Below are 12919 nucleotides of genomic sequence, written 5' to 3'. Positions count from 1 at the left end.
ACTAAAAAATGAAAAAACTACTTTTATTTTTCGCTATATCCCTTATATATTCGGGAACTGTAATGGCACAACAAACATTTGACAGAAACTTGGTCTTGAAACAAATGCAATTGGCAAACGCTTATTTTATGGATAAATGGCCGGATACCGGTAAAACTATAATTACTAATAAAGAACGTCCCAGCAATATTTGGACTCGTGGGGTATATTATGAAGGATTAATGGCCTTACATGAAATTTACCCAAAAGAAGCCTATTATAATTATGCCTATTCCTGGTCCGAATTTCATAAATGGGGATTTAATAGCGGAAATACTACTAGAAATGCAGACAATTATTGTGCAGCACAAACCTATATCGATCTATATAACTTAGAACCGGACGCTAAAAAATTGAAGAATACAAAAGCAAATATCAATATGTTGCTTAATACTCCTCAATTGAACGACTGGTCTTGGATTGATGCCATACAAATGGGGATGCCCGTTTTTGCAAAAATGGGAGTTTTGGAAAAAGACAATCGCTATTTCGAAAAAATGTACCAAATGTATATGTATTCCAGAAATAAACATGGAGACCATGGCCTTTATAATCCTAAAGATGGTTTGTGGTGGCGTGATGCAGATTTTGATGCACCGTATAAAGAGCCTAATGGAGAAGATTGCTATTGGAGTCGCGGTAACGGTTGGGTAATTGGAGCCTTGGCAAAAGTGCTGACCATAATTCCAGAAAATGCACCTCATAGAGAACAATATGTAAAAGATTTAAAAGCCATGGCTGCTGCCTTGGTACCTATTCAAAGAGCCGATGGTTTTTGGAATGTAAGCTTACATGACCCAACTAATTTTGGCGAAAAAGAAACGTCAGGCACAGCATTATTCGTTTACGGAATGGCTTATGGTATTAACAGTGGAATTTTGAAAAAAGAAACGTATTTGCCAGTAATTCAAAAAGCTTGGAATGCCATGACAAAAGAAAGTTTACATGAAAATGGCTTTTTAGGCTTCCTGCAATCTACTGGTAAAGAGCCAAAAGACGGACAACCGCTAGCTTATGATAAAATCCCTGATTTTGAAGATTATGGATTAGGTTGTTTTTTATTGGCAGGATCAGAAATTTATAAAATGAAATAATGGATAACTATTTAAAAGCTTTATGTTTTTGGTTCTTATTATTAACAGTTTCTACTTTATTTTCGCAGGAATTTGTTAGAAACAAATACAATTTTAACGCAGATTGGAAATTGAAATCGGGAGATTTCGTGGAAGCAAAAAACATCAATTTTAATGATAAAAATTGGGAATCGGTTACGCTTCCGCATGCTTATAACCAGAATGAGGCTTTTAAGAAATCAATTGAAGATATAACTACAGGTATTGTTTGGTACCGAAAAAAGTTCAGGATACCTAAAGGGATTTCTAATAAAAAGATTTTTTTAGAATTTGAAGGCATTCGTCAGGGTGGTGTAATTTATGTGAATGGAACAAAGGTCGGCATGCATGAAAATGGAGTCATGGCATTTGGTTTAGATATCAGCGAATTCATAAAACCCCATCCTTTTGAGAACGTAGTGGCACTTCGTATTGATAACGATTGGAAATACAAAGAACAAAAAACGGGATCCACTTTTCAATGGAATAACAACAATTTTAATGCAAACTACGGAGGAATTCCGAAGAATGTATTTCTGCATATAACCGACAAATTATATCAGACTTTACCGCTGTATTCGAGTTTGCAAACTACAGGGACTTATATCCATGCCACTCAAATTAATATTCCGGGGAAATCAGCGTTGATAACTGCTGAATCTCAGGTAAAAAATGAATATGCGGTTCCTAAAATTTTTTCGTATCAGGTAGAATTATTCGATATGGAAAGTAAAAAAGTAGCTGAATTTTCTGAAGAAAAAACAACAATTGCTCCGGGACAAACAAAAATAATCAAAGCGAGTCAGCAAGTACAAGCATTGCATTTTTGGAGTTGGGGATACGGTTATTTATACACTGTAAAAACCATCTTAAAAGTGGATGGAAAAGTCATCGATGAAGTACAAACTAAAACTGGTTTTCGCAAAACGGAATTTAAAAACGGAGAGATTGTACTCAATGACCGTGTGATACAAGTGAAAGGCTACGCACAACGAACGAGTAACGAATGGCCAGCAATAGGAATGTCAGTTCCGGCATGGTTAAGTGATTTTAGCAATCAATTAGTTGTGGAAGGAAATGGTAATTTAGTGCGATGGATGCATGTTACACCGTGGAAACAAGATGTGGAATCCTGTGATAGAGTTGGACTAATGCAAGCAATGCCGGCAGGCGATGCCGAAAAAGATGCTAAAGGTGAGCAATGGAATCATCGTGTCAACCTGATGCGCGATGCCATCATTTACAATCGAAATAATCCGAGTATTATTTTTTACGAGTGTGGGAATGAAGTCATCAGTGAACCCCATATGCAAGAAATGAAAAGCCTTCGAAATACCTATGATCCTTATGGCGGAAGAGCCATCGGTTCCCGTGAAATGTTAGACAGTCAAGAAGCAGAATACGGCGGAGAAATGCTATACATAAATAAAAGCGCCAAAAAACCATTGTGGGCTACAGAATATTCCAGAGATGAAGGGCTACGAAAATATTGGGATGAATATTCATTTCCGTATCATAAAGAAGGTGAAGGACCACTGTATCGTGGACAAAATGCAGCAGACTACAATCACAATCAAGATAGACATACTATTGAAAATGTAGTTCGATGGAATGATTATTATATGGAACGTCCGGGAACCGGTAAAAGAGTAAATTCCGGAGGTGTAAATATTATTTTTTCGGATTCCAATACCCATCACAGAGGCGAATCAAATTACAGAACCAGTGGCGAAGTGGACGCGATGCGAATTCCGAAAGATGGCTTTTTCGCACATCAAGTCATATGGGATGGCTGGGTAGATATAGAAAAACACCGAACACATCTTTTAGGCCATTGGAATTATACCAATACCACTGCAAAAAAGGAATATGTTGTTTCAACAGGAGACCAAGTGGAACTTTTTGTTAATGGTAAATCTAAAGGATTTGGAACAAGAAGTAACTCTTTTCTATTTACTTTTGACAATATTCAATGGGAATCTGGAACTTTAAAAGCAGTAAGTTATGATGCTAAAGGAGCAATACTCAGCGAAGCAACAAAAACCACTTCTGGAGCACCATTTGCAATTAAACTTTCTAAACACACTAACCCAGGCGGAATGTTAGCAGATGGTTCCGATGTTGCCTTGGTGGATGTGGAAGTAGTCGATAAAGACGGTATTCGTTGTCCAACAAACAATGCAATGATTGAATTCTCTGTTGCTGGTGATGCAACATGGTTAGGAGGAATCGCTCAAGGACCGGATAACTATATCCTTTCGAAGAACCTGCCTGTTGAAAACGGAATAAATAGAATTATGTTACAATCTACCCTGAAATCAGGAGCAATAAGTGTTACTGCCAAATCTGGAGGCTTGCAATCGTCAGAAATTGTCTTGAATGCAACCGCCGTTTCAACTGAAAATGGACTTTCGAAACAACTGCCCGGAGCCGATTTATCCTCTAATTTACAAAAAGGACCAACTCCTGAAACGGCTTCTTATACCATAAAAAGAAACCCTGTTTTTATTTCACATGCCACTGCTTTATCGAACAATGAAGAAGTTTATAAAAGTTATGATGACAATGAACTGACAGAATGGTCCAATGATGGAAAAATAAGTACGGGCCGAATAGTATATACCTTGACCAAACCTTCCGCAATAAATGAATGTGTGGTTAAATTCACGGGATGGAGAACCAAAAGTTATCCTATTCGAATTTTAGCGGATGGAAAAGAAGTGTATAAAGGGGATACTATGCAAAGTTTAGGATATATTACGCTGCCTTTAAAACCCGTTTTAGCACAACAAATAACTATTGAATTAACAGGAATCAATTCAGAAAAAGATGCTTTTGACAAAATTATTGAAGTCGAGGCAAATAAAGAATTAGATTTATTCAAAGATAAAACAGCAGTAGATGCTAAAGGGCAGTTGCGTATAGTTGAAATAGAATTTTATGAAAAACAAAATGAATAAAAGTAAAGTATTATTTTGGGGATTGGTATTGTTTTTCGGATTAACAACTACCGTTTTTTCGCAAAACAAAGAAATAAAATTATGGGACCAGATTCCCGGAGCAATAAATAATGAAAGCTATAAGGAAGAACCGAGACTAGATTCCCAAGGAAAAATAACGGGAATTAGAAAAGTGACGGAGCCTACTTTGAAAGTTTTTTTGGCAAACAACAATAACTCCAAAAATACAGCGGTAATTATTTGCCCAGGAGGTGGATATGCACTTTTGTCTCACGAAAAAGAAGGTGATAAAGTGGCTGAATGGTTCCAATCTATTGGGGTTTCCGCCTTTGTTCTTAAATACAGATTGCCAAGTGATGTCATTATGAAAGACAAAACCATTGGCCCTTTGCAAGATGCACAAGAAGCAGTAAGAATATTACGCCGCAATGCTGCTACCTGGCATTTAGATTCCAGTAAAATAGGAATTATGGGATTTTCTGCGGGAGGACATTTGGCCGCTACCCTATCCACACATTATTCTGACAATGTGTATGATTCGAAAGACAACATCAGTGCCCGTCCTGATTTTTCCATCCTGATATATCCTGTAATTTCTATGGAAGATGGAATTACTCATAATGGATCTAAAGAAAATCTTTTGGGTAAAAATGCAAACAGCGAATTGATTGCAAAATATTCGAATGAAAAACACGTAGATTCCAATACACCAAAAGCATTTTTAGTGCATGCCACAGATGATAAGGCGGTTCCTGTTGAGAACAGTATCAATTATTATCTGGCTTTAAAACAAAACAAAGTGCCGACGGAAATACATCTGTATGAAAATGGTGGACATGGTTTTGGCTTAGGTATTACAGGAACTAATAAAGAATGGCCAAAAACTTGTGAAAAATGGCTGACTTCCAATGGATTGATAAAAAAACCAGAGGGATATATTTTTTCTTATTTTAAAGGAAATGGTGAAGACGGATTGCATTTAGCTTATAGTGAAGACGGATATAAATGGGAGACTTTAAAAAAGGATACTTCTTTTTTGACTCCTGAAGTAGGGAAAGACAAATTAATGAGAGACCCTTGCATTATAAAGGGTGGTGATGGATTGTACCACATGGTCTGGACCGTAAGTTGGACGGATAAAGGAATAGGCTACGCTTCCTCAAAAGATTTAATTCATTGGTCTAAACAAGAATTTATTCCAGTCATGGCCCATGAGAAAAATGCACGTAATACTTGGGCCCCAGAAATCACTTTTGACGAAAAAGCCAATAAATACATGATTTATTGGGCATCGACCATTGAAGGAAAATTTATGGAAACGCAAACAGAGGAGGAAAAAGGATACAATCATAGAATTTATTACACAATTACAAAAGATTTTAAAAAATTCACCCGTACTAAACTTCTTTATGAGCCTGGTTTTAATGTCATAGATGCCACGATTTTAAAACAAGATAAGGGCTTTGTTATGTATCTAAAAGATGAAACCCGAAAACCAATACAGAAAAACATAAAAATAGCCTACAGCAAGCGTTTAACGGGACCCTACACTAAAGCTGGTAATTCTATTACAGGTGATTATTGGGCAGAAGGACCTACCGCTGTCAAAATAGATGGAAATTGGGTAGTTTACTTTGATAAATATACCCAGAAAAAATATGGGGCTGTAAAAGAAACGGCAAATGGCTGGGAGGATATTTCCGAAAAGATTAGTTTTCCATTAGGTACTCGTCACGGTACTGTTTTAAGAGTTCCGGAAGCTGTGCTTACTCAATTAAAAAAACAATAATTTCTTATTAAGCTCTATTTATTAGGGCTTTTTAATATCTCTAATTTTTATTTTAAAGAAAACTTATGCTTCTTTAAAATTCTGGTTAACACAATTATGAAAAGCTTAAAGTAATAAAATCACAATTCTTTTTTAATCCAAATGGTAAAACTTTCTAACCAAATAACTCAACACAAAATAGAGTAAAGTTGCCACCACGGTAAAGGAAAGTATAAGACCAAATAGGTTCACAACAATATTAGGAAGAAACTTCAGTCTGGGATGCGTGAAATACGGTTCCCGATGCAGTCTTTCGTGAATGTGTTTTTTAGCTATTTTGATTTTCTTTTTGATAATTCAATGTTTTTTAAAGACAACGTTATCGATTATTCACACATTGTGGTTAACAATTTTATTACTCTAAATTACGTAATAAAATTAATATAAATAGGTATTGAAATAGAAAAAGAGAATTCCCGTATGGAAATCCTCTTTTGGGTTGTGACTGCAATTAAAAAAAACAATGGCTTTAAACTTCCTCTGTTTTTAAGCAAAGTATTAATCTTTGCGGCGATAACTTATATTTCTTTAAGATTTCCTTTATTTTTCAAGAAAATAACTTCTATAATTTTACTAGTCATTCCTGTATCCATTTTAAGTTGGTTTGACAAAACTTCAATTACGTTTTTTTCTTCTTCCCCTAGCAAGCCATCCGAAAGTAAGATTTCCAAAGCAAGGGCAAATACCGTTTCTTTATCCGCTTCATTAATTAGTTCACAACAAGCAGCAATGTATTTTAATTGTCCAAGTTCCGTTTTTAAATGATACGATTTTGCATAAAGAGGTGCAATATCAATTCCATTAAACTTCTCTTTTGAATATAACAATTTAGATAATGATGCTGTTTCAAAATCCTTAATTAGATTATCCGCGGAAATACAAGAATATAAAATTCCAACCCAAGCTTCAAGTTCTGAGGTTACGGGATTTAAGGCAGCATTATTATTTTCTTCAACTTTATCAGATAAACTCATATTTATTTTTTTGCTAAAGTTACTACGAACCTTATCATACATTGCTCCGCTTTAGGAATAAATTACCATTTGATGATTTATATAGTACTAATTATCATACAAAATTAATTTTAAAATTAAAAACTAATATCAAAATCGCTGCCATTTTATTAGTAATAAATTTTGATTAACAAATTAAATACAAGCAACTAAACGAAATAAATTAATACTAGACCCCGCTTGTAATTCAAAAACAATTACACACAGCGGGTTGATAGAATCTTTAAACTATTTCTTTATACTTTTTTTATCAATTTTCATATAATCACTAATTACCTTTTCCGAAATCTTAGGATTAGCTCCTTCTTCTCCAGCTACTAAAGCCCCAATTGCACAAGCATAATTTAATGATTTTTGTGGTGATTTCCCTCTTAATAATCGTACTATTAGTGAAGCTAAAAAGGAATCTCCAGCACCAACGGTGTCTACAACTTTTATAAAATAACCACTATTATAATAAAACTTATCATTATAGTACAAAACAGCTCCAAATTCCCCTTTGGTAACGCATACCTGTTTTGTATTTGTCTTTTCCGCAATAAATTTAATATTTTGTTCAAATGAATTGTATGGAGACCCTAATTCGCGACTTATTTCACGTAACTCTTCATCATTGAACTTAATAAAATCAGCTTTTAACATAAGTTCATTTAAGACATCGGTGGTGTAATAAGGGGCTCTTAGATTTACATCGAAAATTTTATACTTTGCCTCCCCTAAAAGTTTGTTCAAAGTGGTCCGAGTAACCTCATCTCTACATGCTAAGCTTCCAAAAACAAAAACATCCGCTTCAGCAGTTACTTTTTCCATCATTTCTGTTTCTATAATCTTGTCCCAAGCAGATGGATATAAAATATCGTAGGAGGCATTTCCCTTTTCATTAATCATTACATGAACCGCTCCCGTTTTATATTCCTCCGTCATTTGAATTAAATCGGTGGTAAGCTCTTGATCGTTTAAAAAAGATAAAATGTTTTTTCCATTTTCATCATCCCCAACACGACTTATCATAGTCGTTTCAACTCCCATAGAATTCATTCGCAAAGCTACATTCAATGGTGCTCCACCAATTTTTTTATGCGAAGGAAAAATATCCCATAAAACCTCCCCAAAACAAACCGCAGTTAAAGTATATTTTTTTTCCATTTTTTAATAAATTAAATAAATTAAAGGGCAGGAAAAACCTGCCCAATAAAACCACAAGCCAAACAAATTATTATTTTGTACCTAAATAATCAATCGAATTTCTATATATCCCTTGTATATTAGATGCATATATATTGGTTCTTCCGTCATTCATGGCCCACTCCATACCGCCTATTCCTATTGCTATAATAGTTCCTGCATAAACTGAATTCGACTTAAACTCAATAATACCTGGGCAACATTCATCAGTAACACCACTCCAAACAGCAAGAACTTTACCGCCATAAAGGTTTTCAAATTCTGCAAACTGCCCTTTTTGATGACCTGGCCCTAACAATGATCCTAAATCCCATAGATTGTTATGATCCTCTTTGTATCCCCCATTAATCACAGGGAAATACCCATTAGAGTCAGTAGAAATTACTTGAGTAAAGTTATAAATAGGATTGTTTCTTTGATCATTTTGAAAATTCACACCACCGTCTATACTCCAAGTTCCTGCATCAACAAATCCAACACCATTCCCTTTTATAGTTAAAAGACCACTTTTATCACGTCCTATTACTTCAGCATAACTAGTTGCCATGCCTCCTAAGAGCATTTTACCGCCTTCAACAAGATATTGAGTTAATACATTTTTTTTATCTAAACTTACTTGTGGTAAAGCAGATGTTCCTTGTGTATCATAAAAAAAGAAAACTACATTAACTGTTTTTAAAGAATTTATAGTTAAATCTGAGAAAGGAATAAAAACAAATCTACTACCATAAGTAGCTTTAGCCCATTGAGCAGCCGCTTTTACATCTTCATCAACAATGTTATCTATCGAGGTTGCATCACTAATAAAAGCGATTTGATTTGGCAGAACGCGTGCATTAATAATATAATGTCTCGTTTTATCACCTGATTTAGCGGTTAGCTCTAGAGGGCTTGTTAAATTAACGGTAGTTCCAGATGCTGGAGTAACAATTACACCATTAGGACTTTCTATCTCTAATACAACTGATGATAAGTTGGTGTTTGAAGGCAAAACAAAATTAACAACTCCTGACAAATTATCTATCGCAGCATTTGTTTGACCTATTTTAACGGATTCAATTATATTCAACGTACTTGGCAATTGGTCGTCATAATTGAGACGTTCTTCACAAGAGTATGTGATTGTTGCTATTACTAGCAACAATACATACTTAAGCTGAAATGTGTTTATAAATTTATTTTTCATATTATAATTTTTGAAATTAATTAATCGTTGTTGATGCTATATAAGTAATCAATAATATTTTTTGTAAAACCTTTTACATTATTTTGATAAGCATTTGCTGTACCATTAGAATTCCATTCGTAACCCACAATAGTATTTGAAATTGTGAATACGTGGCCTTTGTAATCTTTAGTTATTTGAGAATCAAATGAGGCATCATTTGTCAAGTCCGTTCTTTTAAATTCAACTGCTCCATATCCAAAAGCATCGCCAATATGTCTTAATGTTCCGAATTTAACAGCTGTCAACGTTTTTTCAAATTTAACAGCTGCATCTGAACCACAACAGCTTGGATTAAGAATTCCGTCAAAGTGTTGCCACCAGATTAATCTAACTTCTCTATTGGCACTATTTTGCAATGGTAAGTATTCGTTTCCAGCTCCTCCTTCAAAAGTCAAACCATTAAAAATAGCGTGAGTACGTCTGTTTCCAGAATTGTTTGTGTCTCTCATTCCCAATCCCCAAATATCGTCCGCAGGTTTACCTGTGTCATAACATCCAGATGCACCGGCACAACCAAATTCGGAGAACACATAGTTTCCAGGTGCTCTTGCAGCTCCAAAATTAGCAGGAACTCTACCTAAAGAAAAGATAAAAGGACTAGGATCTCCAGCAATTAGCATATCTCCACCACCTTTAACCCAAGATTTAAGAACATTAGCTTGAGAAGCTCCAGCTCTTAAAGCTGCAGGCAACATTGTTGAAACATCTGTTGGTGATGCTGAAAAACTTTGATTTTCTGAAGGGGTTAAGTAATACAACATAGCAACCTTAACATCTCCAATATTTTGAGCTGAAATATCAGCAATTTTAATGTATTTAAAATTTGCACCATAGGTAGTTTGCATCCAAGTTGCAGCTGCTTTAGCATCGTCGTCAACTAAAGAAGTAATATCATTTTCCAATCCTAAAAAAGCATATTTCGTAGGGGCTATAGACTCAACAGTCACATTATATACTTTAGTTAGATTTTCCTTGTTTTTAACCGTATAGGTAACTTTACCAGTACTAAAGTTTTGTGCCACTCCAGAAGCAGGTGTTACCGTTTGATCTGCAGGCATTGTAATTACTGGTGCTAAACTGGATAGGTTAGTTCCCGGCGGTAAAATAACCACAATTGAATTTGCAGCATTATCAATAATACCAACAGTTCCATTAATTACAAATGAGTCAATTCTAGGCGCTTGTATTTGTGTAACTGTTACGGTATATTGTTTAGCGGTATATCCATTATTTGATAAAACAGTATACACTTTAGGAGAAGTAAAATCTCTGGCAACTCCAGAAGAAAAATCTACGGTAGTTCCTCCAGCAATTACAAATGAAGGAGCTAAATTATTTAAATTACCACCTTGGCTTCCGATTTCAACTGAAATAGTATTATTTATTTCATCAATTATGCCCAATTTATCTCCAATCGAGAACGATAATATTTTGGGATCTCCATAAGCTCCAATACTAGCGGTATAGGTTCTATGAGCTCCATTTGTAGAAACCACTTCAAAAGTTACTGGACCATTACTAAAATCTATTGTAGACCCTGAGGCTGGTGTCACTGAAGCAGATTCCGGTAGTCTAATTTCAGGTTTAACATTTTTCAAATCAGTTCCAGAGGGTAATGTCATTGTAATCGTACCAATAGTATGATTAATATCGGCATATTTAGATCCTACTTTAAAAGACTGAACAATAGATTCCGTATAATCCGGAACATTATCTGAAAAATTATCATCTTTTGAACATGAGATTACAGCAAAGATAAGCATCATAAATACTATTGCTATTTTATAAATAACTAGGTGGTTTTTAATTGTTTTCATATTTTAGAATATTTGGTTAGTTTTTTATTAGTATCCAGCTCTTTGTTTATATACCCCTGCACTTGCATCAATTTCAATTTGCGGAATAGGTAAATATTGTTCATGCGATTGTAATGAAGCACTTTGTAAATAGGTACGACGTGTTTTTTCAACCTGAATATAATTGCTAACATATTGTTCAGCAATACCCCATCTTACTAGGTCATAAAAACCGTGTCCTTCATTTGCTAACTCTAATCTACGCTCCATTCTAAGCGCTTTTCTTGCAGCATCTTGAGTTAATGATGATGGATAAAGATTTATTAAATAATTAGCTGCATTTTGAGAAGGATTATTGAAATCTTTCACATAAGGTGCGTTTTTAGCTCTATTCCTAATTTCATTAATTATGGTAACCCCACCAGAAACATTTGAACCAGATTCAATTAAAGCTTCCGCTTTCCATAACAATAAATCACTGTATTTAATAATTGGAAAGTCTAAATTACCCAGTGCCCAAGGGAACCCTGTAGGATTTGAAGCTAACCCGTTTGAATTTGGAGAAATTACATTTTTCTTGCCTTCAAAATAACCGTAAGTTGCGGGATCTCTACTCCAGTCTGGTTGTTGTGGTCTAGCTGCCCAATCTTTCCAAGTAATACCTGGTCTTCCTATTTCGTGATCTAATCTTGGATCTACTAAGTCTGTTGGAACTACATTTGCATTATTATAACTATCAAATAGCGGAAGCCCATCTGCGCCAACTTTAAATGCATTTACAAGATTTTGTGAAGGTTTATCAAAACCATCCCCATTTAAATAAGGGTTTTTAATATCATCTCCAGGACTATCCGGTGCATTTAACAAATTTCCAAAATTGAGATTTCCAAATTGAGAACCATCATTTATAGAATACTGAACTGCAAATATGTTTTCACGATTTCCATAACCTGGTATTGAATATAATTTTTCGATATCGGTTACCAATCCATATTTACCAGAATTAATCACATAGTTTGCGCTTACAATTGCTTCTGCCCATTTTTTTTGAAAAACTTGAGCTTTACATAAGTAAGCATAAGCCACCACTTTGTTTACTCTCCCTAATTCTGTTTGTGTGTCAGGCAATTGAGCAATTGCATCTGTTAAATCACCTTCAACTTTAGACCACATAAAGCTAAAATCAAAAGAATTTGGTGTCTTGTTAATGTCGGCAATTGGAGTGTTTTCGTCATACCAAACTATAGACCCAAAATTTTTAATTGCTTCAAAATAAAAATGAGCTCTTAAAACTTTTAGTTCTCCTATTCTTGCTTTCTTGTTAGGAAATTTAGCCTCATCTATTGTATTAATAGTTCTTAAAGCTGAATCCACCCTTTTAATTCCAAAATAGATCGCTCTCCAAACATTGTACGCATTTTCACTTGAAGGAAATAAATCATGCGTTTCTAACTGATGCATTCCACCACCTGGATTATCACCAGTTCCACCACCTCCTTTATAGGAATCTCCACAACGAATATCACTTGTTGCCCAATTGGCTGGAGCATGGTCAAAAGGCCATAAGTCTCTAAATTCTCCTGTATTATAACGATAATCAAGTGCGCTATATGCCGCTATCACTAATTGCTCAGGATCAATATTATCTGCTGATAAAACATAGTTCTCCTTTACATCTAAATCGCTGTCATTTACGCAAGAAAGCAATTGAATGCTTATCATTAAAGTAAATACTATTTTAAATTTTGTTTTCATGTT

The 12919-nt window shown here is 34.8% G+C and carries 8 protein-coding genes; 3 read left to right on the top strand and 5 right to left on the bottom strand.

Features of this window, described 5'->3' with window-relative positions:
* Positions 1 to 8: 8 nt before the first annotated feature.
* The 3 genes from ACNQGG_RS08870 to ACNQGG_RS08860 are packed head-to-tail and all read left to right on the top strand — an operon-like array spanning position 9 to position 5900.
* Positions 9 to 1133, top strand: a complete 1125-nt coding sequence (locus ACNQGG_RS08870) for a glycoside hydrolase family 88/105 protein (protein WP_417963130.1) — start codon at positions 9 to 11, stop codon at positions 1131 to 1133.
* Entirely contained in the window at positions 1133 to 4111 is a 2979-nt protein-coding gene (locus ACNQGG_RS08865) for a glycoside hydrolase family 2 protein (protein ID WP_417963127.1), read from the top strand. The genes ACNQGG_RS08870 and ACNQGG_RS08865 overlap by 1 nt, the downstream gene beginning before the upstream one ends.
* Positions 4092 to 5900 (top strand): alpha/beta hydrolase fold domain-containing protein, encoded by a 1809-nt coding sequence (locus ACNQGG_RS08860; protein ID WP_417963125.1) that lies wholly within the window; start codon positions 4092 to 4094, stop codon positions 5898 to 5900. Before ACNQGG_RS08865 ends, ACNQGG_RS08860 begins: the two co-directional genes overlap by 20 nt.
* Before the next feature lie 557 nt (positions 5901 to 6457).
* Here the strand turns inward: ACNQGG_RS08860 and ACNQGG_RS08855 are convergent.
* The 5 genes from ACNQGG_RS08855 to ACNQGG_RS08835 form a co-directional block, all read right to left on the bottom strand.
* The gene (locus tag ACNQGG_RS08855) at positions 6458 to 6913 is read right to left on the bottom strand and encodes a tellurite resistance TerB family protein (RefSeq protein ID WP_417963123.1); all 456 of its coding nucleotides are present in this window, start codon (positions 6911 to 6913) and stop codon (positions 6458 to 6460) included.
* Between the two features lie 267 nt (positions 6914 to 7180).
* Positions 7181 to 8098 carry a carbohydrate kinase family protein gene (locus tag ACNQGG_RS08850; RefSeq protein ID WP_417963121.1) on the bottom strand — a complete coding sequence of 306 codons (918 nt, stop codon included), beginning with the start codon at positions 8096 to 8098 and terminating at the stop codon, positions 7181 to 7183.
* A gap of 70 nt (positions 8099 to 8168) precedes the next feature.
* Positions 8169 to 9278 (bottom strand): DUF4960 domain-containing protein, encoded by a 1110-nt coding sequence (locus ACNQGG_RS08845; RefSeq protein ID WP_417963119.1) that lies wholly within the window; start codon positions 9276 to 9278, stop codon positions 8169 to 8171.
* Positions 9279 to 9343: 65 nt separating this feature from the next.
* The gene (locus ACNQGG_RS08840) at positions 9344 to 11182 is read right to left on the bottom strand and encodes a hypothetical protein (protein WP_417963117.1); all 1839 of its coding nucleotides are present in this window, start codon (positions 11180 to 11182) and stop codon (positions 9344 to 9346) included.
* Between the two features lie 27 nt (positions 11183 to 11209).
* The gene (locus ACNQGG_RS08835) at positions 11210 to 12916 is read right to left on the bottom strand and encodes a RagB/SusD family nutrient uptake outer membrane protein (protein WP_417963115.1); all 1707 of its coding nucleotides are present in this window, start codon (positions 12914 to 12916) and stop codon (positions 11210 to 11212) included.
* Positions 12917 to 12919: the final 3 nt, after the last annotated feature.

It is taken from the genome of Flavobacterium esculini, assembly GCF_048284325.1.
GTDB lineage: Bacteria > Bacteroidota > Bacteroidia > Flavobacteriales > Flavobacteriaceae > Flavobacterium.
This window is presented reverse-complemented; position numbering and strand designations above follow the sequence as displayed.

Bases quoted from the DNA above. Each gene is read 5' to 3' on its own strand.
- ACNQGG_RS08870 (WP_417963130.1), top strand. From the start codon at position 9: ATGAAAAAACTACTTTTATTTTTCGCTATATCCCTTATATATTCGGGA.
- ACNQGG_RS08865 (WP_417963127.1), top strand. From the start codon at position 1,133: ATGGATAACTATTTAAAAGCTTTATGTTTTTGGTTCTTATTATTAACA.
- ACNQGG_RS08860 (WP_417963125.1), top strand. From the start codon at position 4,092: ATGAAAAACAAAATGAATAAAAGTAAAGTATTATTTTGGGGATTGGTA.
- ACNQGG_RS08855 (WP_417963123.1), bottom strand. From the start codon at position 6,913: ATGAGTTTATCTGATAAAGTTGAAGAAAATAATAATGCTGCCTTAAAT.
- ACNQGG_RS08850 (WP_417963121.1), bottom strand. From the start codon at position 8,098: ATGGAAAAAAAATATACTTTAACTGCGGTTTGTTTTGGGGAGGTTTTA.
- ACNQGG_RS08840 (WP_417963117.1), bottom strand. From the start codon at position 11,182: ATGAAAACAATTAAAAACCACCTAGTTATTTATAAAATAGCAATAGTA.
- ACNQGG_RS08835 (WP_417963115.1), bottom strand. From the start codon at position 12,916: ATGAAAACAAAATTTAAAATAGTATTTACTTTAATGATAAGCATTCAA.